The organism is Paenibacillus salivarius, from assembly GCF_051307165.1.
Taxonomy (GTDB): domain Bacteria; phylum Bacillota; class Bacilli; order Paenibacillales; family Paenibacillaceae; genus Fontibacillus.
On the sequence record NZ_CP195592.1, the window covers coordinates 4,001,156 to 4,024,472 of the forward strand.

Genomic DNA, 23,317 nt, shown 5'->3' on the forward strand with positions numbered 1-23,317 from the left:
CTACTCGCTGGCGGTGAAGCCGTTTTTCAAAAATATTTCGCGCGCGGCCGGAGTTTGCAAAAATGCAAGAAACTCCTTTGCATCGTCGGAATATTTGGTCGCGGCAATGATTCCTGCGGGATATACGATGGGAGCATGGCTCGCTTCATCGATGACGAACGCCGTTTTTACTTTGGAGGACAGCTTGGCATCGCTCTCGTAAACAAACCCGGCATCCGCATTTCCGGATTCCACGTAAGTCAATACTTGGGTTACGTCCTTCGCAAATACCATCTTCGGTTGGAGCGGTTCCCATAATTGTTCATGTTCCAAAGATTCTTTCGTGTAGGAGCCGGCGGGAACCACCTCGGGTTCGCCGAGCGCAATTTTATCGAAACCGGATTGGCTCAGGTCGTCAAGCGATCCGGGCACAGCATCGGCATCGGACGGAACGACCAACACAAGCTGGTTGCGCAGCAAATCGATCTTGCTGTCTTCCGTAACATATTTTCCTTCGATCAAGGCATTCATTTGTTTTTGCCCTGCCGAAACAAACAAGTCGGCCGGAGCGCCTTGTTCGATTTGCTTTTGCAGCGAACCGGATGCGCCGAAATTCATCGTAAGCTTGATATTTTCATGTTCTTTTTCATATAAAGATGCGATCTCTTCCATGCTTTCTTTAAGGCTCGCGGCCGCCGAAATGGTCAGCGTAACCGGATTGCCCTGCTTCAAGCTCTGGTTGTCTTGCGGTGCGGTCTGGTTATTCCCGCTGACAGCCGAATTACCGGAATTGCCGCAACCGGACACAACGAGAGCCAAGACCAGTAACGCGGGGATTAGCCAGTTTGAAAACTTAACTTTGGGGAACATGAAAAATCCATTCCTTTCGAGTATGTCATGAACAACTACTTTGCCATTATAATATAATTAGATATATCTGAATATAACTAGTTATAATTAGACATAAAATCGTCAACGGAGGACGGATATGAACGAAGTTTCCTATACCACCGAGGAAGTCGCCAAGCTTCTGAAAGTGTCCAAATTAACGGTGTACGATCTCATCAAGAAAGGGGAACTCCCCGCCTATCGGGTCGGCAAACAGATGAGGGTGGATGCGGACGATCTCGAAAACTACAAGCAGCAGGCCAAAAGCGGTGCCGCCCGGATTTCAAGGCAATCCAATACGGGTATATCCGCGGAAATCCCGAGTCGTCTTGACGGTATGAGAAACGAATCCGGATCGTCCGCTCCGGCCCGCTTGCCCGAAAACCTGGTCATTACCGGACAGGATCTAAGCTTGGATTTGCTGGCCAAGCATCTCGAGCGGGCTTATCCGGGCTTTCGTCCTCTAAGGTCCCATAACGGAAGCCTGGACAGCCTGATCGCCATGTACCGGGGAGAAACCGACATCGTCAGCACGCATCTGCTTGAAGGAAACAGCGGTGAATATAATATTCCTTATATTAATAAGATTTTGACGGGCCATTCCTACATTGTCGTCAATATGCTGCAGCGCCAGGCCGGACTTTATGTGCGGCGGGGAAACCCGAAGCAACTCCATACATGGGCCGATTTGGCCATCCCGGGGATTAAATTGATCAACCGGGAAATCGGCTCGGGCGCCAGGGTTCTGCTTGACGAGCAGCTGCGGATGCACCGTATTTCCCGTCAGCAAATCGACGGGTACGAGCATATCGAGACCAGCCATCTTGCCGTCGCCGGAAAAGTCGCCACCGGGGAAGCCGATGTCGGAGTAGGCATCGAAAATGCCGTTTCCCTCATCAACACCGTGGAGTTCATCCCGTTGATCCGGGAAAGATACGACCTGGTCATCTTAAAAACGGAAAAAACCGCTCCCCTGATCCCTCTTTTGCTCCAAACGTTGCGGTCTGAGGAATTCCGGGGCGAACTCGGCCAGATTAAAGGATATGATTTATCGTTAACCGGCCAGGTTCTGTACGATACGGAACAAGAAAGCGAACCGAACTCGCGCCCGGCATCCAAGTAAAAATCCACGCAAAAAAGCAGCAAACCTCTTCAATCAAGAAGGCTTGCTGCTTTTTTTAAAACGTGCTGCCTTTAAGGCGTCGCCGCCAATCCCATCCAGGCGGTCATGCTGGACATTTCCAATTCCTCGAATTTGGACGCCACCGCAGCCTGGTTCAATTCGAAACGGCAGGCATCCGCATGGCAGACGAGTTCGACATCGCAGCGGATCTCCGCCAGCTGTCTCGATAAATGCAGCATGTCGAGGTCGTTTTCGATCTTGGTCCGGACCGACTTGGTCAGGGCGGAAAGGTTGTCCAAAATCCCTTCAACGGACCCGTATTCCTGAACGAGCTTCAGCGCCGTTTTCTCCCCGATGCCGCGCACTCCAGGGTAGTTGTCGCTCGTGTCGCCCATCAGCGCCTTGAGATCGATAATCTGCCGGGGAACAAGCTGCTTCTCTTCCATCAAGCTCTCGGGCGTATAAACGACGTAATTGCCATGCCCCTTTTTCATGATAATGACGCTTGTCCGTTCATCGACCAGTTGGAGCATATCATGGTCCCCCGTCAAAACGAAAACGTCCATTTCATTCCCGAACTTGCGGGACAGCGTTCCGATACAGTCGTCCGCTTCATACCCCGGACTGCTGATATTGGGAATGCCGAGGCTGTCCATGACGTCCCGAATAACGGAAAATTGGGGGACCAGGTCCACCGGAGCCTCGGAACGGTTTCCTTTATATGCCGCAAACTGTTCGGTCCGGAACGTTTTGCTCCCCAAATCCCAGCAGCAGGCGATATGAGTAGGGCTAAACTTCTGAACGGCGTCCCAGAAATATCGCATGAATCCATACACCGCATTGGTCGGCAACCCCGCTTTCGTCCGGCGGATATAGCCGGTTACGGCGGAAGCGTAATAGGCGCGGAACATAAGCGCCATCCCGTCAACCAGTAAAATGCTTTCCCGGTCATTCTGCTTGTTCGTCATCGTTACCTCCTTATTTTCCGGTGCCCCATGCTTCTTCATAGGTTTCTTCCTTAAAGCCGACCGTAACGGTCTTTCCGTCCGTAACCAGAGGCCGCTTGATCAGCATACCGTTTGAAGCGAGCAACTCGATTTGTTCTTTGCGGTCCATCCCCGGCAATTTATCTTTAAGGCCCAATTCCTTGTAAACTTCCCCGCTCGTATTAAAAAACTTCTTCAAGTCCAGACCGCTCAGCTCGATCATTTCGGAAAGTTCGGCCGGATTCGGCGGAGTTTCTTTAATATTGTGCAAATCCAACCGGTGTCCCCGTGCTTCCAACCATTTGACCGCCTTTCGGCATGTCCCGCACGGAGGATAATGATATACTTTAAGATCGCTCATTGTATCTTTCTCCTTGTCTGGATGTTAGTCTTCGGATGTCAGCCGCCGGCGCAGCTCCTCCATATCTGGCGGAAGCGGCGCTTTGAACGTCATTTCTTCGCCGCTGAGAGGATGCCGGAAGCCAAGCTCCCCGGCGTGCAGCGCCTGCCGCCCGATTCCACGGTCAAGCTCTTCCGCGGCCGCCGGTTTTTCCATCCCCGCATGTCCGGGGGCATCGTTCCATGTGTACAGCTTGTCCCCGATCAACGGATGGCCGATGGAGGTCATATGAACGCGGATTTGGTGCGTCCTCCCCGTCTCCAATCGAAGTTCCACCAATGCCGCGGAACCGAAACACGCGCTGACCTTGTAATGGGTCAACGCAGGGTAGCCGGTTTCGGTAACGATGCGCCGATGGGGCTCCAGCGGATCGCGGTCGATCGGGCCGTCCACGGAACCTTCCGCCGGAACGGGACAGCCATGTACCATGGCGACATATTTCTTCGTTACCGTCCCTGCGATTAACTGCTCGGATATATGCTGGTGAATATATGCGTTTTTCGCGATGGCGACCAGGCCGCTCGTTTCCTGATCCAGCCGGTGAACCGGCCGGAACCGGACTTGCTCGCCTTTTTCGCGCCAATAGTGGACGACGCCGTTCGCCAGCGTGTCCGTGTAATGACCGTGGGTCGGATGTACGATAATTCCGGGTGCCTTGTTGACGATCAGCAGCGCAGCGTCCTCGTAGACGATGTCGAACGGAATCGGCTGAGGTAAAATATCCTCCGAAATTTCCTGTTCCAACGAGATGGAAACCAGGTCTCCCGTCTTAACCGGGACGCTGATGAATACCCGCTCTCCGTTCAGCATCACGCCGCGTTCCGTCAATTTAATGCGGGAGAGCAGTTTGCGGGATACCCCGAGCCTTCGTTGCAGCACGGTTTTCAAAATCCACCCGTCCTCCCGCTCCGTCACTTCATAAGTTATAGGTTCATAGTAAGCCGTCATGATTTTTTGCCGAACACCTTCGCACTTCTTGCATATTCGACGTCGGCGGTTTGCAGACGCGCGTTGGCCATCCGGGCCGCCGCGAAGAAATAGTCGGAAAGACGGTTCAAATATTTCACCGCATCCGAATTCACTTCCGCTTGCTTGCTCAGCGTCACCGCTCTCCGCTCGGCGCGGCGGCAAACCGTACGGCAAACATGCAGCGCGGAGGCGAGCAAAGTTCCTCCCGGCAGAATGAACTTTTCGAGCGGCGGATTCTCCGTTTCATACCGGTCGATCCAGGACTCCAGACGTTCCGCCATTTCCGGGCCGACCTTGAACCGGCTTTCATCCGTGCGGACATAAGCGAGGTCCGAACCGCAGTCAAACAACTCATGCTGGATTTGCTGCAATTCCGCCTTTAAATCGTCAAACAAACCGGCGTCGGCATAGCTTTCCGCCATGCCCACAAAACTGTTCAACTCGTCGATCGTCCCGTAAGCTTCGACTCTTTCATCATCTTTATATACTCTGCCGCCGATCACCGAGGTTTGTCCTTGGTCTCCGGTCCGCGTATAAATTTTCATATCCTCCGACCTCCTATTCCTATTCTCCAATATACCATATCCGCCACCCCATGTGGCGGTCCTGCGGACAAGTACCGGAACAAGGAAAAAGAAGACCCCTAAGGATCTTCTTCCACTTTACGGCATGATGTACAAGTTGAACTATTGAGTCAGACTCCTTCGTTCGACTTATATGGATTATACTCTTTTGTTCTTATTCCGGTTGCTCTTCATAAACTCATTAATTTTCAAATCCAGCAGGCTGCTGATTTCAATGACGACGTCCGAAGTAAATGAGTTTTCCTGCTGGAACAATTTCTCCATTTTACTGCGCAGCATAAGGATCTCATCCTCCAAGGAAACTGCTTGTGGTGAAGTCCTGCGAGTCGCTTCGTCATCCCACTGCTTCGATTCATTGCCTCCTGCGATCACGATTTCGGACATTTCGTAAGGCAAATTGGTCTCACCACAACCCAAAAGTAATCCCTCCCTGAGAAATTAAACCCTCTTCCGAAATCAAATTATACCATGTCAATTGGACAGTGATCAATTAATATCTGAAAGAAATGTTAATTAGCTCCATTTCCCTGGATAGGTGCGATGTTTGACTCATCCTTGTTTTAACTTATGGATAAATTGTCCCATCCGGTCCAAAGCTTCACTGATCTGGCTTACGGATGTCGCATAGGAACAACGGAGGAATCCTTCTCCGCCCGCTCCGAATACATTGCCGGGAACCGCGGCCACTTTGGCTTCTATCAAAAGCCGGGTGGCAAAATCATCCGAAGTGAGTCCCGTCGATTGGATGCTCGGAAACGCGTAAAACGCGCCTTGAGGCTCATGGCAGGTCAAACCGATATCCCTGAGGCCTTGTACGATTAATCTTCTGCGCTGATTGTAGGAATCGATCATCTGATCTTTCTCGTGAAGTCCATTTTTCAACGCTTCAAGCGCAGCCACCTGTCCCATGACCGGAGCGCACATGACGGTGTATTGATGGATTTTTAACATCGCGTAAATCAGATCCGGATGCCCGCAAGCATACCCCATTCTCCAGCCGGTCATCGCGAACGCTTTGGAAAAACCGTTAACGAGAATCGTCCGGTCCTTCATGCCCGGCATCGAAGCGAAGCTGACATGCTTCTCTCCGTAGGTCAGTTCCGCGTAAATTTCGTCGGAAATGACGATCAGATCATGTTCCTCCACGATTTTGGCAATCGGCAGCCAATCCTCATAACTCATGATGCCGCCGGTCGGATTGCTCGGGAAATTTAAAATCAGCACCTTCGATTTCGGCGTAATTTTCGCTTTGAGCGCCTCGGGCTTCAGCTTAAAGTTGTCCTTGGCGTACGTTTCGATTTCAACCGTGACGCCGCCGCCCACCTCGGTAATCGGCGAATAAGAGATATAGCACGGCGCAGGAACCAGAATTTCATCTCCGGGTACGATCAACGCCCGCAAAGCCAGGTCGATGGCTTCGCTCGCGCCCACCGTTACCAGAATTTCATCTTTAGGGTCATACTTGACCTCATAACTGTTATACAAATATTCGGCAATCGCCTCGCGGAGCTCCGGCGTTCCCGCATTGCTCGTGTAGCTTGTGTAGCCGCGTTCCAGGGAATAGACGCATGCTTCGCGGACATGCCAAGGCGTAATAAAATCCGGTTCGCCGACCCCCAGAGTAATGATATCCTTGTTGCCGCTGGCCAGATCAAAAAAACGGCGAATGCCGGACGGTTTAATGTCTCTGACACGGGGTGCCAGATAAGAATTCATCGATTTTCCAGTGTGTTCTTCTTGTTCTTGTGATTGTACGCTCATTTGAATACTTCCTTTACGGAGAAATCATCAGGCGGCGGTCCTCTTCGGGATCTTCGAAAATGATGCCGTCCTGCTTATATTTTTTAAGGATAAAGTGCGTTTTCGTCGAAAGTACGGACTCCAATGTAGACAGCTTGTCGGAAACGAAACTGGCCACTTCCTTTAAGTTGCGTCCTTCCACCTCAACCAACAAATCGTATGCTCCGGACATGAGGTATACCGACATCACCTGCGGGAACAGGTAAATCCGCTCCGCGATCGCCTCGAACCCTCTCCCGCGCTCGGGCGTGATTTGTACTTCGATCAGCGCGGTCACTTTCTCGTCGTCCAGCTTGCTCGAATTGATCACGGTTGCATATTTTACGATAACGTGATCCTCTTCCAGTTCCGCAATCGCCGCCGTAACTTCCTCCGCCGTAACCCCCAGAAGGGTTGCCAGCAACTTCGGATCCCGGCGGGCATCCTCTTTCAGGAGATCCAGCACTTTCAGCTTCAGTTCGCTCAATTGTTTCATGCTTCATCCTCCAAAGGCTGTTTCTAAATTTAATACTTATATTACATGAATTTAGGGCTCCTGCAAAGAAAAACGTCCGCTCCATGGAAGATTTCCATAAAGCGAACGTCGGGCCGTTCAGGCGGCATCCCGGGGAAGTTTGCCTCAAATGTAATAAGGGTTGTCCGATGCGTTGGACGGAAAGTTGCCTACATTGGATGGATGCGGGGCTACATTAGCCGGATGTTGATAGGCGCCGGATTGGCCCGTGCGTTGTTGTACGAACTGGTGGATCTTTTGGTGCGCTTTCTCCGCTTCCTGCAGTTTTTTGTCGACCTCCTGCCGGGTAGCTTTGGCCGGAGCGGTATATACCTGGTGTTGTTCCAACAGCTTGTACAGATCTCCCTGAAGGCGGAGCGTGCTGTCCGTCAGATCGGCGAACGTATTCCGGATCATGGGACAGGAAGATTCCGTCGTTGCGGTCGTATATTCCCTAACGGTACGCCGTAAGTCCGCAAGAATGATTTTCAGCAGATCGTCCTGCGGCAATTGTTCCATACTCGTTGTCATTGTATTCACGGATAGACCCTCCAAATGATTGATTTAGACATTAACAGCTTATTGGGCTTGCGACGGCGCCAATGGTTGATGCTGCTTCAACGCGTCGATCAGTACGTGCATATGCTGTTCATGGACCCTCATATGCTCCGTGATCGCTTGGCCGAGCTGAGGATTGCTGCTTACGGCCGCCGCGGCCGCGCACATTTTGATCAGCATGTCCTCATTGGTAATCGAATCCGAGATGTAACTGAGCTCTTTTCCGCTCAGCGGCTGCATTTGTTGTCCATAATTCATCCTATTTCCTCCTGACCGTAAAGTACTTTCTTTTTCGGCCATATTATGTCCTTGTTCTTAATTTTTATAAGGATGGAGATGGTTATTAAGGTGGCAACTTGGTGAATATGGGATATGACGAATCAAGAGGAGGAAGCTGCGATGCGGCTGCATACAGGCAAGTTTAGCTGGAACGCCGCGAGGAGCGAGATCCCACGGTATCCGGCGCTGGACCGGGATATTTCTTGCGACTGTCTCATTATCGGAGGCGGAATTAGCGGAGCTTTATGCGCGTATCTTCTATGCGAGCAGGGCATAAGAGCCGCCGTGGTGGAAAAAAACGAAATCGGCTGCGGCAGTACGCTGGCCAATACAGGGATCCTGCAGTCCTTCAGCGACAAAACATTGACTTCATGCATCCATACCTTCGGTAAAGAAAAAGCGGTTCATTTTTATAGGTTGTGCCGGGACGCCCTCGACCATTTGAAGGAAATCAGCCGCGGCTTGGATTCCGATCAGCCCTTGACGGAACGCAGCAGCTTATACCTGGCCAGCAACGAAAACGACGTGCAAATGCTGCGGGAGGAATATGCCAATCTGAGAAAATACGGATTTCCCGTGGAATGGTGGGGAGAAGCGGATATTCGCCAGTGGTTCCCGTTTCGCAAACCCGCGGCGATTTGGACGCAGGGCGATGCGGAAACGAATCCGCTTGCTCTTGTTCACGGCCTGCTGAAAAGAGCGAAATCGCAGGGACTTGAAATCTATGAGCAAACCCGAATCACCGGGTGGGACTTTCGCGAAGAAGAAGTCGTTTGCCGAACGGCAATGCATCACAAGATTCGCGCCAAACATGTTATTTTCGCCACGGGCTACGAAACCCAACGGTTAAAAAAAGAGCGAGGCGCATTCTTGACCCGGACCTATGCGGTCGTAACGGAGCCCGCGGAAAGCTTCGAGAATTGGCATGAACGCTGCTTGATCTGGGAAACGGCCCGGCCTTATTTATATATGCGGACAACCCCTGACGGCAGAATTATGGCGGGCGGACTTGACGAGCCGTTGCCGAAAGGCGGCCTGACGGCAGGGCGCGAGCGGCATAAAGCCAAGGAACTTCTTGATCTTATTCATTCGATGTTCCCGAAAAAAACGCCTCTACAGGCAGCCTATTCCTGGGGAGCGGTCTTCGGTCAAACGCGGGATGGTTTACCTTACATCGGAACCCACCCGGATTACCCGAATTGTATGTTTCTCGAAGGTTATGGGGGCAACGGCACGGTATGCAGCATGCTTGCGGCAGAGATGATCACCGATGTGCTCACCGGGAAACCCCGCCGGGATATGGAGCTGTTTGCGCTGAACCGTAGTGCGAAGCCATCGGCCCCCAATTCCTGAGCCGCCGCCATGATCCCCGCCGATCGGCAGGCTGCAATTTCTGAGCCCCGGAGGCTGGTCACGCATGGCCCGCGGAAGGCTTGATGAGCCTCCGCAAGGCAATCCAGCTTAAAATCGGGGAAGCTCCGAGACCGAGCATGAGCCACGTTACCGTCTTCATTCCGGGGAACCACGAGAATACGAGAATAAAAGTAAGTGTGCCAAGCAATCTTCCGATCATAATGCTAAGCTCCCGGAGAACGATCAGCTCCACCCTGTTTTCGACGGCGTCTTTGCTTTTGCCGATAAGGTCGAACACCGAGGAAATGACCGGGAGCAAATAAAGCGGCATAAACAACGAAGTTCCCACGCCAAAGAACATCAGTGTGGCATAGTTCACCTTCCAGACCAGCGGACCGATGACGGCGGTAATCAATATCGCCCCGACGAGCATTCCCGCATACCTGTAACGGATGTGCAAAAACTTCCCGGCCGCCCAGAAGCTCGCCATCGCGACCAGGGAGGTGATAAAGGAAAACTGGCCCACTTTCCATTCCGCCGAAGTACTGATAAATACCAGCAATGTTCCTAGGAACGAAAATACGCCTTCCCGCAGCCCGTGTATTGCCGATGCCGGAACGGCCTGGCGCCAGGGGCTGCCCGGGCCGAACTGACGGAAGGGCGCAAGCCAGCGGTAGGCTTGTCCGGTCTTTCTTTTTTTCAGGCGGAAGCTGACCAGAATCCCGAGCCCGTATACAATCAGCGTGATCGTAAATATCACCCGGTATCCCTTTTCCCCCTTCATCATGGAGATCAGCCAGCCGGAAAACCATGGACCGAAAATTCCGATCAGCGAGCCAAGGATACCGATCCATCCATTGAATAAGTCTCTGGTCTTTACATCCGTCACCTCGAAAAAGACAACGTTGAAAGCGAGCCAGAACAGGCCGGAACCGATGCCGAACAACAGGCCTAGCGGCCAAATATATTCCGTCATATGCGGACCCGCCCACAAAACGAGCAAATAAAACACGCCGGAGACGACCATGCCCATCCGCAGGGAAATCATCTTGTCGCGTTCCTTAACCCATTTTCCGGCAATCCAAAATGTTAGGCCAAGCGCAAGCTGCTGGCTGAACGTGAACCACCCGATCATCGCAAAATCATGTTTGACCTTCCAGAGGTAGACATTCAGGAATGTCCCCGACAGTGCGCCGGCCAAAACAAAAAGACCGTTGACGGTAAGCAGCAGCCAGGATTGACCGCCTAGCGAACTTCTCATGCATTTGCTCCTCCGCTGAAATTAAGTGTATTCTGTAAGATACCCAAAATGAGGGGAAGCATGAGGCAAAACAAAAAGGCTGCCCCAAAGCCCCGGCAGGGACTTGGATACAGCCTCAATTTAGTGAACAAGGTTGTCAGCTTTCGCTCACCGTACGAATCAATTCATTACGGTCGTCTTCCGACAGGAATTTTCCGACATGGAAGCAAGCGGTGCATACAAAGACATTCAGCTTCGCCGTTTTTTGCAGCGGCGTCTTTTTCAAGCCCTCAGGTTGAACCGGCGTAAACGCGGCTCCCATTTCCTCCGTACCTGCAAACATCATATACTCCCGGCAATGCGGACATTCAGGCACTTCTTCCTGGCGATCCAGGATTTTCTCGACTCCGGATTCGTACGCCAAAAGGTCTCCGCCGTTAGCCGCGAATGCCTCCAATCGGCGTATCGCGTTCAGGTGACCATCATTATCTTCCTCCCAAAGTCCGAAATCCGCGTCGGAGGCCTCATCCTCCTCTTCTTCATATTCCTCGGATGAGCCGAGAGCAATATTCAACGTGCGGTAACCCTTCAGTTCATTATGGCAATAAGGGCATTCCTCTTCGGGCCCCAGCTCCTCATCCCAGACGATTTCCGTTTGGCACCATGGGCAGACTGTCGTCTCCATCCCTGACCATCCTTCCATTTCCAATTTAGTTTAGCAGGATCAAAATATAAGTTTACGGCAAAAGTCAGCTATTCCACAAGAAAATGATCCCGGCGATCAGAAACAACATGGACGCCACAAATAAAACCCTGACCAGGTTTTTCAACATGACATACTCCTCCTATGCGATACAGGCTCCGATCACATAAGAAACCGAGACGGAAACGGCCATTGCAATAAAGCCGACGGCGATATTTCCGTCCGCGATCTCTTTGTCGATCTGAAAGACCGGTGTTAGAAACTCGAACATGATGTAGGCGAGGAACAACAGAAACGCACCGACAAAAGACCAGGCCATAAAATCGTAGATCGAAGAACGTGCCGTCGCGAAGCGAAGAATGTTGCAGAGGCCGAATATTTTCCCGCCGGTCGCCAGCGATGCGGCCAAATTTCCCTTCTTGATTTCATGCCAGCAGCGATACCTTGTCACTAGCTCGAAACAGGAAAGAAATACGATGAGCTCAATGACCGCCACCGAAAAATAACCGGCCATCAGACCGATGGGCTGTTCCAACAGCGGATCGATCGTTTCTTTCAAAATGTTCCCCTCCCCGTCACTTCAGTTCGGCTACCGTTACTCCCGTTCCGCCTTCTCCGTAATTGCCGAGTCGATAACTCTTTATATGTTTGTGTCTTCGCAAATAATCCGAAATCCCGGTGCGCAGAATCCCCGTGCCTTTACCGTGAATGATATAGATCTGTCCGAGGTTGGCCAAATACGCTTCATCAATGAATCGATCGACCTCGATCAGCGCTTCTTCCAGGTTGGCGCCGCGCAAATCAAGCTCGCTGCGAACCTGGTCATCCCTCGTCCGTTTGAGGTTCGTAACGGCCTTCTGCGCCGGCTTCGCCGCAGGCGCGGAACCGATCAGTTCCAAATCGTCCAGGCTGACCTTCATTTTCATGATGCCGAGCTGGACAACCGCTTCTTTGCTTCCGGCCAGTTCCACAACATGACCCTTTTGGTTCAGGCTGTACACCATCACTTCGTCGCCCGCTTCGATCCGGCGAGGCTGCTTGGCCGTTTTTCGGGCTGCCTGCTTCTTCCGCTGCTGAGGCTCGGCCTCATCGAGCTGCTTCCGGGCCGCGATCAACTTATGCTCTTTGACGGCGGCGCCTTCTTCGAGCGCAAGCTGTCTCAAGTCGCCGATAATTTTTTCGGCTTCGCTCCGCGCTTTGGCGACGATCGCTCTCGCTTCGTCTTCGGCCTTCTCCAGCCTGCGGTCCTTTTGCTGCTCCAGCTTTTCGAGCTCAGCGGCATGGCGGGCGCGCAGCGCTTCCAGATCGCTCCGGAGCTTCTCCGCCTCCATGCGCTGTTGTTCCGCTATATTGCGGTTTTCCTCAAGCGAGGCAATCATATGCTCCACGCGTTGATCCTCTTCCTTGACCTCACCGCGGGCATAATCCAAGATCGCACCCGGTAGACCGAGACGTTCGGCGATCGCAAACGCGTTGCTTCGGCCCGGAACCCCGACCAACAGACGATATGTCGGGCTTAGCGTATTCACGTCAAACTCCATGCTCGCATTGATGACGCCCTTGCGCTCATAGGCATAGGCCTTCAGTTCGCTGTAATGCGTAGTCGCTACCATCCGGCAGCCAAGCGAGTGGATATGCTCCAAAATCGCGATAGCGAGCGCGGAGCCTTCCGCAGGATCCGTCCCCGCTCCCACTTCATCCAGCAGCACCAGGCTTTTCGGCGTCATTTTATTGAGAATGGAAATAATGTTCGTCATGTGGCTTGAGAAGGTACTCAAGCTCTGCTCAATGCTTTGCTCGTCCCCGATATCGGCGTAGATCGCGTCAAAAACGCACATCTGGCTGCCTTCCTCCGCCGGAATGAACAACCCGGACATGGCCATCAGGCTGAGCAAACCGATCGTCTTGAGCGTTACCGTTTTCCCCCCGGTGTTCGGCCCGGTAACAATAATGGTTGAATAATTGTTGCCGAGTTCCACTTCGATCGGGACGACCTGTTCGGCCGCGATCAACGGATGCCGCCCTTTTTTCAGCTTAATAAAGCCGCGGTCGTTCATCCTTGGCAGCGTCGCTTTCATTTCCCGGGCCAAACGGGCCTTCGCAAACAGGAAATCGAGCTGGGCAAGCACATCGCAGTCATAAAATAACAGTTCGGACTGGTCTCCGACGAGAGCGGTCAGCTTCTGCAGAATCACTTCGATTTCCCGTTCTTCGCGGAGCCGCGTTTCGCGCAGCTTGTTATTCATCGCCACGATCGATTCCGGTTCGATAAAGAGCGTCGCCCCGGACCCGGACTGATCATGCACGATTCCGCCGAAATGCGATCTGTACTCCGCCTTGACCGGAATGACGAAACGGTCGCCGCGGATCGTGATCAGCTGATCCTGAAGCATTTTGGATACGCTGGAAGAGCGGATCATCGCATCCAGCTTCTCCCGGATACGAACCTCGCCGCCGCGGAGCTCCCGCCGGATTTGCGCTAGCTCCGCACTGGCGGAATCCATCACCTCGGCGCTGTCGTCGATGCAGCGTTTAATCGCTTCTTCCAGCGGTTTCTGCTCGCTGATCGCATCGCTGAGCGTAAACAACAGCGGAATAGGATGATCTTCATGCATCCCCGCCAGGTAACGCTTGATTCTCCGGGCGCCTTCCAGCGTAGTGGCTACGCCGAGCAGTTCATGCGGGTTAAGCGTCCCTCCGATACGGGCTCGTTTGACCGCCGGATTGATGTCGACGATACCGCCGAAAGCGGGATAACCCTTTAACCGGTCCACGGTAAAAGCTTCTTCCGTCCCTTGCAGCAGCCGCTTCACTTCCTCGAGCTCCGTGACGGGAGATAAGGCTTCCGCTGCCGCTCCGCCAAGCGGCGTCTGCGTATATTTGACCAATTGTTCGATAATTTTTCGATATTCCATCGTTTTTAATATTTTTGCGTCCAAGTACGTTCACAACTCCCCTCGGGCTATGATCCCATTATAACGAAACCTTGCATTTTTCGCCATTTCAAGCGCCATACACATAAAAACGGGTTCCGCTGAACATGATAGTTATCGATAATAACATGCCACTGCTAAAAAGGAGGCCAAGTGCCATGAACTTCCTGGGACACGTCGTCAGATTTATCGTCTCAGCATTAGTATTGCTCGTTGTTGGCTGGCTTGTACCGCAATTCAGCATCGGCGGCTTCGGAAGCGCCCTGTTGCTTGCGTTGGTTATCGCCTTGCTCGGCTGGGCCATTGAAGGTATTTTCGGAAAAAGAGTTACCCCGTTCGGGCGCGGGATCGTCGGTTTTATTATCAGCGCGCTCGTCATCTGGGTAGCCCAGTTCATTGTCGCAGGGGTTTCCGTTTCCATGATCGGCGCCCTGCTTGCTGCCTTGGTGATCGGGATTATCGATTTGTTTATCCCGATTTCCTCTCCGTTTAAAGCCGCAAAAGATTGATTTAACTCTTTACGTAAAAAAGCGCGGGTTTTCGAGAGTCCGGTGATTGGAGATTCTCGAAACCCGCGCTTTTTTTGTTCACCAATTATTCAAACCTTGCTTTGTACGATTTTCGGCAACTGCGATATAATACTGTTGAAATTAATAGAATTGTCACATAAATTTTAATATAACGGAGGGTTAATGTGAAAAAGACGGTTGCACTTTTAATTTCTTCTGCTCTTTTGTTGATATTGGCAGCGTGCGGCAGCGGATCGGGATCGAATACCAGCGCTGAAGTTTCCGTCCAACCTGAAGCCGAGCTCGTCATCGAAGCGACCAACTATAAATTCGATCAGGCTGAATATCATTTGAAGAAAGACGTACCCGTGAAGATTACTTTCAAGAATGCGGAAGGAAACCACGGGATCCTCGTTCCCGGCCTGAAGCTGCAGCTCAGCGGCAAGAAAGATTCCGCCGTCATTATTCCCAAGGAAGCGGGAGAATTCGAAGTAGCATGTTCGATCATGTGCGGAAGCGGACACGGCACGATGATTTCCAAGATCATCGTTGAATAGGAGAAGGAAGAGCCCGGCGGGATCCGTCGGGCTCTTTCTCTTTCTTTACGCTACTTTTGATCTTGTTCGATCAACTCGATCCATTCGTTATATTCCGCTTGCAGCTTGGAATATTCTTCCTTCAGGCGCAAATATTCGCCTTCTCTTTCCTGTTCCTTCTCCCGCTCGACTTCACGTTCCGCCTGGAGCAGGCGGTATTCATGGGAGATGATTTCATAGCTCTCCGAAATTTGCTGCAGCTCTCCGGAAATCCGCTCCTTCTCTTGTTCCAGCGCCCGCAGATCGGCGGATAGATTCAGCACCTGCTCGCCGCCTGCCGCACTTTCCTGCTGCCACTCGGCAATTTGCCGCTGCAATTCCGCTTCGGCTTCGCGCCACGAATTGAGCTCCTGTTCGGCGGAAGCCAGCTGCTCCCTCCATTCGCGTTCCCGCTTTTCCGCTTCCTGGCGGGAAGCATCCTGCTCTTCGACCAAAACGGCATATTCCTTCAATTCCGTCTCCACTTCCTGAAGACGCTGTTTTAGAGTTTGAATTTCCGCCGCCTGTTTTCCGGTCAAATCGTTTGCCTCCAATAGGCTGATTTCCAGGCGGCTAAGCTCCTCGTTCCGCTTCTCGGCCAGCTTATGCCAAGAACTTTCGCTCTGCACGGCGGCCGCAAGCTCCGAACTCAGCTTGTCCTCGCGCTCCTTGCTCTCCTGAAGCAAACGCGCCTGCTTCTTCGCTTCCGCATCCGCGGCCTGGATGGTCTGATGAGCCGCTTTGATCTGCTGCTCCAGCTTCAAACTGTTTTCTTTTGCGCGCTGTTCGGAAGCCTTTGCCTCCACCTCGCGCTGCTGGGATGACTTAAGCTGGCTTTGCAGACGTTCCCGTTCTTCCTTTTCTTTGCGGGCTTCCTGCTCCATCGTCCGCTGCTTCGCCTGCAGTTGGGTATTGCTCCCGCGCTGCTCGGCAAGCTGACGTTCCAGCTCCTGAACGCGGGCGGTCAGCTTATCGCGTTCCGCTTCCGTTTCTTTGAGGGTATGTTCATGCTTGGCCGCCTGCTCGACAAGCTGTTTGTTATCGCTCTTCAGCTGGTGATGCTGCTCCTGAAGCTCCTTGAGGTTGTTCTCCTGCTTCGTCTGAAGTGCTTGCATCACCGAAATTTCCTGTTTAAGCTCCGCCTTCTCTTCCCGCATCTGAGCCAGTTCGCTCTGAAGTTGCGCGACTTTCGCCGCTTCCTCCGCCATACGGACTGCCGCAAGCACCGCGAGACGCGGAGTATCCAGATGAGGGTACATTTTGGCGATGGAACGCATATTTTCATCCACACGGCGGGCGATGCCCTTCGTGTATTCCGGATTATTGCCTATGATTTTGTATGAAGTCCCGTAAATTTCAACATTGATGCTGATACGGTCAGGGGTATTCACAGCCAAAAGCCTCCTTCGGTCCCGTTTATTCTCAGATGTCTGTAATTTTTACACAAAAGTCACATCGAATCGGGAAACGCCTTAAAGAATGATTCGATGTGACTTGTTCAATTCCTGCTATTTTCTCAATTCGGCCGCAAAAGTTTGCTCCAATGCGGCAACGACGGAATCATGGACTTCGCTTACTTCTTCATCCGTCAATGTGCGATCCTTGTGGCGATAAGTCAAGGACAGCGCCACGCTCTTCTTCCCTTCGCCGAGCTTGCTGCCGGTAAAGACGTCAAACACTTCCACCGATTCAAGCAATTCGCCGGCCGTTTGGCGGATTGCCGCGATCAAGGCGCCCGATTCGACATTTGCGTCCACAACGACCGCAATATCCCGCTGCATCGCCGGGAAGCGCGGCAAATCCCGGTAATTTACCGTTTCTCCGGCAAATTCGTAGAGGGGCGCAAGCTGCAATTCCGCAACGTAGGTGTCATCCAGGTCCAGCTCAAGCTGCAATTCGGGATGCAGCTGGCCGAGCGTTCCGATCCGCAAATCTCCGGTTGTCGACTTTAAAAACACCGATGCGGAGCGGCCCGGGTGGAAACCTTGCGGCTCATCCGCCGCATACGAAATTCGATCGGCGATGCCGAGATAATCAAACACACTCTCCAAAGCGCCTTTCAAATCAAAGAAATCCACCTTGTCTACAGGAGCATTCCAGCGTTTCTCCGAGCGGTTGCCTGCCAGCAGAAGACCAAGCGCAGGCAGTTCGCGAGGCTGTTTCAGCATCTTTTCATCAATGCCTTGAAACACCGTACCGATTTCGAACAAGGCCAAATCTTCCTGCTTACGGTTGCGGTTGTACTGGGCCATATCAAGCAGTCCCGGCAGCAAGCTGCCGCGCAGCACGCTACGGTCCTCACTCATCGGCATGGCCAGCTTGACTTCATGTCCGCCTTCTCCCAAAGCCGGAAATTTACCGGCCGCACCGGAACGAATGAAGGAATACCCCATCGTTTCTTGCCATCCTCCATGCACGAGCATGCCGCGAAGCGCGCGCCGCAATGCTTGGGGTTTTGTATAGCCCCCTGCCGTGGTCGGACCTTCGATCGCCGTGACCGGAATATTGTCGTAGCCGTACAATCTTGCAACTTCCTCAATCAAATCAACATCCCGGGTAATATCGCCCCGGCGGGTCGGAACGCGGACTTCCAGCGTATTGTCCGGTGCATCCCCGGCTTCAAAATGCAGTCTTGCCAAAATGGCCTTCGTTTCAAGGGAAGAAATATTCGTTCCCAAATAATCGTTCATTTTGCTGAGCGATAAGGAAATCGTCAGGTCCTGCCCTTCGCTAACGACCGATTCCTCGATGCCTTGGAGAACTTTGCCGCCGGCAAGCTCGGCCATAAGGGAAGCGGCCCGGTTCAGGGCCGGGATTACCCGCGCCGGATCGACCTCTTTCTCGAACCGCAACGAAGCTTCGGAACGAAGTCCCAGATGGCGCGATGTTTTGCGGACGGTCCCCCCGTCGAACTTGGCGGACTCCAGAACGATATTCGTCGTCGTTTCCGTGACTTCCGAATCCAATCCGCCCATGACGCCGGCCAGCGCGACCGGACGGTTCTCGCCGTCCACGATGAGCAGCGCTCCCGCTTCCAGCTTGCGCTCCTGACCATCCAGGGTCACCAAGGTTTCCCCTGCGTTCGCCAGGCGTACTCCGATAGCGTTCCCGGCAATGCGGTCGGCGTCAAATGCATGCAGGGGTTGGCCGTATTCCAGCATGACGTAGTTCGTAATATCGACGATGTTATTGATCGGACGGACCCCTGCCGCCATCAACCGGTTTTGCATCCAGAGCGGCGAAGGACCGATGCTCACGCCCGAAATATAACGCACCGCATAACGGCTGCAATATTCCGGCGCATCGATCTTGACGGAGATCCGGCTTTTCGCGGTTTCGGAAACTTCGATCAGCTTTTGTTCCGCGTGCGGAAGCTTCACGTCCCGGCCCAAAATGGCGCCGACCTCATAGGCTGCCCCGAGCATGCTGAGACAGTCCGAACGGTTCGGCGTCAAATCAAAATCAAGGACCTGATCGTCCAAATGAAGCAGCTTCCCGATCGGCGAACCGATCTTGCTGTCTTCCGGCAGCACCAGGATGCCCTCCTGCTGTTCCTTCGGCAGCAGCTTGTCGTTCAGTCCCAGCTCCTTGGCGGAGCAGATCATGCCTTGCGACAGAACGCCGCGGAGCTTTGCCTTCTTGATTTCCAGGCCACCCGGAAGCTTAGCTCCCACCAATGCAACCGGCACCTTTTGGCCGGCATCCACGTTCTTGGCGCCGCAGACGATTTGCAATTCTTCGCCTTGGCCCGCATCGACGATACAGATATTCAACTTATCGGCATCGGGATGCTTTTCCTTGCTTTTGACGAAGCCGACGACGACGTTGTCGACCCCTTTATTCCGGCTTTCGACCGAGTCGATCTCGATCCCCGAGCGGGTAATCATTTCGGCAAGCTGCGGAATGTCCACATTATCCAATGAAACATATTGCGATAACCATTCGGTTGATACTTTCATGTCAATTCCCCTTCCTTTTCCGTGTTCCGTGGGCTAAACTCTGGCAAATTGCTGCAAGAACCGCAGATCGTTATTGTAAAAATGACGGATGTCATCGACGCCGTATTTCAACATCGCAATCCGTTCCACGCCCATCCCGAACGCAAAGCCGCTGTAAACTTCCGGATCGTATCCGCTCATTTCAAGCACCCGCGGGTGCACCATGCCGCTGCCCAAAATTTCGAGCCAGCCGGATTGTTTGCAGACCCGACAACCGCTGCCGCCGCATTTGACGCAGGTTACGTCGACTTCCACGCTCGGTTCCGTGAACGGGAAAAAGCTTGGGCGCAAACGGATTTGCGTGTTTTTTCCGAACATTTTGCGGGTGAACTCCAGCAGTGTGCCTTTAAGGTCGCTCATGCGGATTCTTTTGCCGACCACCAGGCCTTCGATTTGATGGAACTGGAAGGAGTGGGTCGCATCATCGTCATCGCGGCGGAATACCCGCCCAGGGCAGATAACCTTGATCGGAACTTCCCCCTTCATCGCTTCCATCGTCCGTACCTGTACGGGAGAAGTTTGGGTCCGCATCAGCAGATCCTCGGTCAAATAGAACGAATCCTGCATATCGCGGGCCGGATGATTTTTCGGCAAATTCAACGCTTCGAAATTGTAATAGTCGGTCTCGACCTCGGGACCTTCCGCGATCCGATAACCCATTCCGATGAAAATATCCTCGATTTCCTGGATCACCTGGTTCAGCGGATGCACGGACCCTTGCTTAAGCGGGCGTCCCGGCAACGTAACGTCCACTTTCTCGGCGGCCAGCCGGTTTGCAGTTTCTTTTTGCTGGAACTCGTTCTGCTTCTCTTCGATCAAGCCTTCGATCGCACCGCGCACCTCATTGGCGACCTGGCCGATGATGGGCCGCTCCTCCGCGCTTAATCCGCCCATGCCGCGCAAAATTTCGGTCAGGGCCCCCTTTTTTCCTAAATATTTGACGCGAAGGTCATTGAGTTGAGCCGCATCAGCCACATTGCCGAGCTGTTCCAGCGCTTCTTGTTTGAGTGCTTCCAAACGTTCTTTCATCGACAAATCCTCCTTAAAACAATCAAATTCATTTTCATGGTTCCTCCGGAAAATAAAAAAAGCCCTTTCTCCCGAAAAGGGACGAAAAGACCGTGGTACCACCCTTGTTAGAGTCACGACATGTTTGAACGGCGGGACTCTCACTCCATCGACATAACGGGTCGTTTCCGGTATCCTCTACTGCACCGCAGCCAACATGTATTACCGGCTGCCCGTGGTTCAAGGAACTGCTCAAGAGCGAACTTCGGCAGCCTGTTTCCCCGGAGACGCTCTCAATCCTTGACGTCTCCTCCCTGTCAGGAGGCTTCTGCCTACTCTTCTCCATCATCGCATTTGCATAATGACTTATTTTGATATTATATTCAATGTTTCGAATAAAGGCAAGCCGGCAGCCTAAGGGCCGCCGGCTTTTAATCAGGTTAGTCCAGCTTCGTATCTCCTTGAATTCTCGGATTTCCCGTTTGATCCAAGCGGGCTTCTTCCCGTTTCAGGGTATCCCTCACTTGCTCCATATCCTGAACTTCACGTTTATGAATGTCCACTTCGCCGGTCACCACCGGCCGTTTATTCACTTCGACCCGTTCCTCCGTCACCGGAATATGGATGGATTCATTCTTTCCGATCGGCTCCGAGGCCGCACCTTCGTCGTGCATCACTTTTTTCTCGATAACGACTTCCTCGCGATTGACCGGAACATTAATGGTCTTCTGTTCCTCGACGACTTCCTTCCGCACGTTTACTTCACCGGCGGGTTGGCGGGTTTTCGAAATGTCGAGCTGCTCCTCATGGAGGCGCATCTTGCGGCCCTCGTCACGATAACCGCTTTGCAGCTCCCGGTCGCGTTCTTCCGTTGACAATCTGTCTAAAGTGGCGATTTCCTGATAAAAAGCCCCCGCCGGCTCACGCGTTTCGCTTGATGTTGCCTCCGTTCCCGCATCGTCCATGCCATACTTCCCGTAATAGTTGGCATTCAGCGAATGATGCTTCCGGAAAACATCATAAATCCCGGCTTCACGGGCTCCGTCCGATTCGACCAAAACCAGGATTCGCCCATGCTTCACATAGGTATTATATTCCTCGGCTTCTTCTTCCGGGATGCCGAGGCCGACCAGCCCGCCGACCAATCCGCCCGCTCCGGCGCCTACCGCGGCTCCGGTCAACGTCGCCGCAATCGGACCCGCCGCGACGATCGGGCCGATACCGGGAATCGCCAGGGCGCCCAAACCGGCCAGCAAGCCTGTCACGCCGCCGAGCAAGCCGCCCGTCGCCGCACCGGTAGCGATGCCTTCCGGCGCCTTAGTCCCCGTTTCGTCTTGAATCGAATCGATGTCGTCTCTATTTTTTCCGATGACAGATATTTCGCTGGAGTCATATCCCAATGCCTGCAAATCCCGAATCGCATTGGAAGCATCTTGTTCCGAAGCAAACACGCCTACAAGTTTTTTTGCCATTTCGATTACCTCCTGATGTAGATTGGGTTCAGAAGATAATTAACCAATGATCCGGCATTCAAACTTCGGTTCCCTATACCGAAGCCGATAAAAAACAAAAAACCTTGCGCAAAGCGCAAGGTTTCTGTAAAGCGGGTGATGGGAATCGAACCCACGCTACCAGCTTGGAAGGCTGGAGTTCTACCATTGAACTACACCCGCATATGAAATTGAAATCTCCGATTCGCAATCGGATCTTTCATGGTCGGGACGACACGATTCGAACATGCGACCCCCTGGTCCCAAACCAGGTGCTCTACCAAGCTGAGCTACGTCCCGATGGATGTTTCATCTCACTTTGTCTCGCGGAGACAAAATATAATATAACACTTTTCGAATGAGGTTGCAAGCAAAAAGGACAAAAAAAGTTCGGCCGTTTCCGGCTGAACTTTTTTCGCATTTTTTACTTTTGCTCAAAGCTGACTTCCGGGGTCGTCAGTTTATCGTAAAAATCCACCGCTTTGTCTTTATCGGCGGAGGCGCGCAGCGCCATGGCGGAACGCGGATGCTCATCCAGCGTACCCGTGATCATGTAAGGAATGAGATAGCCCCATTCTTCCTTTTCGCGAAGCGGGATCAACAGTTGTTCCAGCACATCGAGCACCGGACGCAGCTTATAATTGGTATTTTTCAAATGGGCGACCAACAGCTCCGTAGGGCAGTTTCCTGCGGCGCGGCCCATGCCGTAAACCGAAGCGTCCAGCAGTTCGACGCCAAGCTCGGCCGCCACCAGCGTGTTGGAGAATGCAAGCTGCATATTATTATGCGTGTGCACGCCCAGGCGCTTATTCGGCAAATGGGTTTTAAACTTGTTGACCAGGTATTCCATATCTTTGTAATCCAAGCTTCCGTAGGAATCGACGATATACACGACATCGACGACGCTTTCTTTAATCATCTCAAAAGCCTCGAGCAGTTCGTTCTCCATGACATTCGACAATGCCATGATATTAATTGTAGTTTCATATCCGCGATCATGGAAAAGTTGAACGAGCTTCAGGGCTTTGTCCACATCTTTGACGTAGCAGGCCACGCGGATCAAATCCAGCAAGCTTTCACTGCGCGGCAGGATGTCGTTCTCGTCCACCCGACCGATATCGACCAGGGCCGACAGTTTGGTAGTGCCCTTTTGCGGGATGACCTTTTTGAGGAATTCATCGTCCAGAAACCGCCATGGACCCGCCTTGTCGGCTCCTTTCAGAAGCTTCGGCGAATTTTTATATCCGATTTCCATATAGTCCACGCCGGCCTCGTTCAGACCCGCATATAACTTCTGAACAAACTCCACGCTGAAATCCCAGTTATTGACCAGACCGCCGTCCCGAATCGTACAATCTACGATTTTGCTCCGATTTTCTTTCATGAGTACCGATCCCTTTCCCTGTCTGTTTTTTACTTTCCATCTTACTTGAAGCGAAAACCAAAAGT

Annotated in this window: 23 protein-coding genes, 2 tRNA genes and 1 other annotated feature; of the genes, 4 read left to right on the forward strand and 21 right to left on the reverse strand. The window is 52.6% G+C overall.

The annotated features are described in order from the left end of the window. Complete coding sequence (gene modA, locus ACSFXJ_RS18490) at window positions 1–849, reverse strand: molybdate ABC transporter substrate-binding protein (protein ID WP_435921885.1); 849 nt, start codon at window positions 847–849, stop codon at window positions 1–3. Between the two features lie 118 nt (window positions 850–967). Between modA and ACSFXJ_RS18495 the strand changes: the two genes are divergently transcribed. Beyond that, window positions 968–1,990, forward strand: a complete 1,023-nt coding sequence (locus ACSFXJ_RS18495; RefSeq protein ID WP_435921886.1) for a substrate-binding domain-containing protein — start codon at window positions 968–970, stop codon at window positions 1,988–1,990. A 71-nt stretch (window positions 1,991–2,061) separates the two neighbouring features. Here ACSFXJ_RS18495 and ACSFXJ_RS18500 read toward each other — a convergent pair whose 3' ends face one another. From ACSFXJ_RS18500 to ACSFXJ_RS18540, 9 genes are all read right to left on the reverse strand, one after another. Beyond that, window positions 2,062–2,958 (reverse strand): 5'-3' exonuclease, encoded by an 897-nt coding sequence (locus ACSFXJ_RS18500; RefSeq protein ID WP_435921887.1) that lies wholly within the window; start codon window positions 2,956–2,958, stop codon window positions 2,062–2,064. A gap of 10 nt (window positions 2,959–2,968) precedes the next feature. Next, on the reverse strand, window positions 2,969–3,337 hold the full coding sequence (locus tag ACSFXJ_RS18505; protein ID WP_435921888.1) for an arsenate reductase family protein: 369 nt from the start codon (window positions 3,335–3,337) through the stop codon (window positions 2,969–2,971). 24 nt (window positions 3,338–3,361) lie between these two features. Beyond that, window positions 3,362–4,324, reverse strand: coding sequence for an RluA family pseudouridine synthase (locus tag ACSFXJ_RS18510; protein WP_435921889.1), 963 nt, complete (start codon window positions 4,322–4,324; stop codon window positions 3,362–3,364). Further along, the gene (locus ACSFXJ_RS18515) at window positions 4,321–4,890 is read right to left on the reverse strand and encodes a cob(I)yrinic acid a,c-diamide adenosyltransferase (RefSeq protein ID WP_435921890.1); all 570 of its coding nucleotides are present in this window, start codon (window positions 4,888–4,890) and stop codon (window positions 4,321–4,323) included. Before ACSFXJ_RS18515 ends, ACSFXJ_RS18510 begins: the two co-directional genes overlap by 4 nt. Before the next feature lie 177 nt (window positions 4,891–5,067). Continuing rightward, window positions 5,068–5,346, reverse strand: coding sequence for an aspartyl-phosphate phosphatase Spo0E family protein (locus ACSFXJ_RS18520; RefSeq protein ID WP_435921891.1), 279 nt, complete (start codon window positions 5,344–5,346; stop codon window positions 5,068–5,070). Between the two features lie 132 nt (window positions 5,347–5,478). Next, on the reverse strand, window positions 5,479–6,690 hold the full coding sequence (locus ACSFXJ_RS18525; RefSeq protein ID WP_435921892.1) for an aminotransferase class I/II-fold pyridoxal phosphate-dependent enzyme: 1,212 nt from the start codon (window positions 6,688–6,690) through the stop codon (window positions 5,479–5,481). A 13-nt stretch (window positions 6,691–6,703) separates the two neighbouring features. Further along, a complete protein-coding gene (locus ACSFXJ_RS18530) occupies window positions 6,704–7,204 on the reverse strand; it encodes an Lrp/AsnC family transcriptional regulator (RefSeq protein WP_435921893.1) in 501 nt (166 codons plus the stop codon). Between the two features lie 144 nt (window positions 7,205–7,348). Further along, window positions 7,349–7,753: a spore coat protein gene (locus tag ACSFXJ_RS18535; protein WP_435925804.1), complete on the reverse strand. Its 405-nt coding sequence runs from the start codon at window positions 7,751–7,753 to the stop codon at window positions 7,349–7,351. A gap of 48 nt (window positions 7,754–7,801) precedes the next feature. After that, on the reverse strand, window positions 7,802–8,038 hold the full coding sequence (locus ACSFXJ_RS18540) for a hypothetical protein (protein ID WP_435921894.1): 237 nt from the start codon (window positions 8,036–8,038) through the stop codon (window positions 7,802–7,804). Window positions 8,039–8,179: 141 nt separating this feature from the next. Between ACSFXJ_RS18540 and ACSFXJ_RS18545 the strand changes: the two genes are divergently transcribed. Continuing rightward, window positions 8,180–9,412: an NAD(P)/FAD-dependent oxidoreductase gene (locus tag ACSFXJ_RS18545; protein ID WP_435921895.1), complete on the forward strand. Its 1,233-nt coding sequence runs from the start codon at window positions 8,180–8,182 to the stop codon at window positions 9,410–9,412. A 58-nt stretch (window positions 9,413–9,470) separates the two neighbouring features. Here ACSFXJ_RS18545 and ACSFXJ_RS18550 read toward each other — a convergent pair whose 3' ends face one another. The 4 genes from ACSFXJ_RS18550 to ACSFXJ_RS18565 all read right to left on the reverse strand — a co-directional run bounded on the left by ACSFXJ_RS18550 (window position 9,471) and on the right by ACSFXJ_RS18565 (window position 14,294). After that, complete coding sequence (locus tag ACSFXJ_RS18550; RefSeq protein ID WP_435921896.1) at window positions 9,471–10,673, reverse strand: MFS transporter; 1,203 nt, start codon at window positions 10,671–10,673, stop codon at window positions 9,471–9,473. Window positions 10,674–10,809: 136 nt separating this feature from the next. Continuing rightward, the gene (locus tag ACSFXJ_RS18555; RefSeq protein ID WP_435921897.1) at window positions 10,810–11,337 is read right to left on the reverse strand and encodes a hypothetical protein; all 528 of its coding nucleotides are present in this window, start codon (window positions 11,335–11,337) and stop codon (window positions 10,810–10,812) included. A gap of 160 nt (window positions 11,338–11,497) precedes the next feature. After that, complete coding sequence (locus ACSFXJ_RS18560) at window positions 11,498–11,914, reverse strand: DUF350 domain-containing protein (protein ID WP_435921898.1); 417 nt, start codon at window positions 11,912–11,914, stop codon at window positions 11,498–11,500. A gap of 16 nt (window positions 11,915–11,930) precedes the next feature. After that, complete coding sequence (locus ACSFXJ_RS18565) at window positions 11,931–14,294, reverse strand: endonuclease MutS2 (protein WP_435921899.1); 2,364 nt, start codon at window positions 14,292–14,294, stop codon at window positions 11,931–11,933. 152 nt (window positions 14,295–14,446) lie between these two features. On the opposite strand from ACSFXJ_RS18565, the gene ACSFXJ_RS18570 reads away from it, so the two are divergent. Together ACSFXJ_RS18570 and ACSFXJ_RS18575 are read left to right on the forward strand one after the other, a co-directional pair. Next, the gene (locus tag ACSFXJ_RS18570) at window positions 14,447–14,797 is read left to right on the forward strand and encodes a phage holin family protein (protein WP_435921900.1); all 351 of its coding nucleotides are present in this window, start codon (window positions 14,447–14,449) and stop codon (window positions 14,795–14,797) included. A gap of 185 nt (window positions 14,798–14,982) precedes the next feature. Further along, a complete protein-coding gene (locus ACSFXJ_RS18575) occupies window positions 14,983–15,354 on the forward strand; it encodes a cytochrome C oxidase subunit II (RefSeq protein ID WP_435921901.1) in 372 nt (123 codons plus the stop codon). 50 nt (window positions 15,355–15,404) lie between these two features. On the opposite strand, the gene zapA is transcribed toward ACSFXJ_RS18575, so the two are convergent. From zapA to ACSFXJ_RS18610, 7 genes are all read right to left on the reverse strand, one after another. Continuing rightward, window positions 15,405–16,763: a cell division protein ZapA gene (gene zapA / locus ACSFXJ_RS18580; protein ID WP_435921902.1), complete on the reverse strand. Its 1,359-nt coding sequence runs from the start codon at window positions 16,761–16,763 to the stop codon at window positions 15,405–15,407. Window positions 16,764–16,880: 117 nt separating this feature from the next. Then, window positions 16,881–19,331 (reverse strand): phenylalanine--tRNA ligase subunit beta, encoded by a 2,451-nt coding sequence (gene pheT, locus ACSFXJ_RS18585; RefSeq protein WP_435921903.1) that lies wholly within the window; start codon window positions 19,329–19,331, stop codon window positions 16,881–16,883. A 33-nt stretch (window positions 19,332–19,364) separates the two neighbouring features. Next, a complete protein-coding gene (gene pheS / locus ACSFXJ_RS18590; protein WP_435921904.1) occupies window positions 19,365–20,399 on the reverse strand; it encodes a phenylalanine--tRNA ligase subunit alpha in 1,035 nt (344 codons plus the stop codon). Window positions 20,400–20,473: 74 nt separating this feature from the next. Then, window positions 20,474–20,736, reverse strand: a binding site (T-box leader). A gap of 82 nt (window positions 20,737–20,818) precedes the next feature. Next, a complete protein-coding gene (locus ACSFXJ_RS18595) occupies window positions 20,819–21,850 on the reverse strand; it encodes a YsnF/AvaK domain-containing protein (protein WP_435921905.1) in 1,032 nt (343 codons plus the stop codon). A gap of 130 nt (window positions 21,851–21,980) precedes the next feature. Further along, a tRNA-Gly gene (locus ACSFXJ_RS18600) sits at window positions 21,981–22,051 on the reverse strand. 40 nt (window positions 22,052–22,091) lie between these two features. Then, window positions 22,092–22,168, reverse strand: a tRNA-Pro gene (locus ACSFXJ_RS18605). Window positions 22,169–22,292: 124 nt separating this feature from the next. After that, on the reverse strand, window positions 22,293–23,252 hold the full coding sequence (locus ACSFXJ_RS18610; RefSeq protein WP_435921906.1) for an aldolase catalytic domain-containing protein: 960 nt from the start codon (window positions 23,250–23,252) through the stop codon (window positions 22,293–22,295). Window positions 23,253–23,317 lie beyond the last annotated feature (65 nt).

Bases quoted from the DNA above. Each gene is read 5' to 3' on its own strand.
- modA (WP_435921885.1), bottom strand. From the start codon at position 849: ATGTTCCCCAAAGTTAAGTTTTCAAACTGGCTAATCCCCGCGTTACTG.
- ACSFXJ_RS18495 (WP_435921886.1), top strand. From the start codon at position 968: ATGAACGAAGTTTCCTATACCACCGAGGAAGTCGCCAAGCTTCTGAAA.
- ACSFXJ_RS18500 (WP_435921887.1), bottom strand. From the start codon at position 2,958: ATGACGAACAAGCAGAATGACCGGGAAAGCATTTTACTGGTTGACGGG.
- ACSFXJ_RS18505 (WP_435921888.1), bottom strand. From the start codon at position 3,337: ATGAGCGATCTTAAAGTATATCATTATCCTCCGTGCGGGACATGCCGA.
- ACSFXJ_RS18510 (WP_435921889.1), bottom strand. From the start codon at position 4,324: ATGACGGCTTACTATGAACCTATAACTTATGAAGTGACGGAGCGGGAG.
- ACSFXJ_RS18515 (WP_435921890.1), bottom strand. From the start codon at position 4,890: ATGAAAATTTATACGCGGACCGGAGACCAAGGACAAACCTCGGTGATC.
- ACSFXJ_RS18525 (WP_435921892.1), bottom strand. From the start codon at position 6,690: ATGAGCGTACAATCACAAGAACAAGAAGAACACACTGGAAAATCGATG.
- ACSFXJ_RS18530 (WP_435921893.1), bottom strand. From the start codon at position 7,204: ATGAAACAATTGAGCGAACTGAAGCTGAAAGTGCTGGATCTCCTGAAA.
- ACSFXJ_RS18535 (WP_435925804.1), bottom strand. From the start codon at position 7,753: ATGACAACGAGTATGGAACAATTGCCGCAGGACGATCTGCTGAAAATC.
- ACSFXJ_RS18540 (WP_435921894.1), bottom strand. From the start codon at position 8,038: ATGAATTATGGACAACAAATGCAGCCGCTGAGCGGAAAAGAGCTCAGT.
- ACSFXJ_RS18545 (WP_435921895.1), top strand. From the start codon at position 8,180: ATGCGGCTGCATACAGGCAAGTTTAGCTGGAACGCCGCGAGGAGCGAG.
- ACSFXJ_RS18550 (WP_435921896.1), bottom strand. From the start codon at position 10,673: ATGAGAAGTTCGCTAGGCGGTCAATCCTGGCTGCTGCTTACCGTCAAC.
- ACSFXJ_RS18555 (WP_435921897.1), bottom strand. From the start codon at position 11,337: ATGGAGACGACAGTCTGCCCATGGTGCCAAACGGAAATCGTCTGGGAT.
- ACSFXJ_RS18570 (WP_435921900.1), top strand. From the start codon at position 14,447: ATGAACTTCCTGGGACACGTCGTCAGATTTATCGTCTCAGCATTAGTA.
- pheT (WP_435921903.1), bottom strand. From the start codon at position 19,331: ATGAAAGTATCAACCGAATGGTTATCGCAATATGTTTCATTGGATAAT.
- pheS (WP_435921904.1), bottom strand. From the start codon at position 20,399: ATGAAAGAACGTTTGGAAGCACTCAAACAAGAAGCGCTGGAACAGCTC.
- ACSFXJ_RS18595 (WP_435921905.1), bottom strand. From the start codon at position 21,850: ATGGCAAAAAAACTTGTAGGCGTGTTTGCTTCGGAACAAGATGCTTCC.
- ACSFXJ_RS18610 (WP_435921906.1), bottom strand. From the start codon at position 23,252: ATGAAAGAAAATCGGAGCAAAATCGTAGATTGTACGATTCGGGACGGC.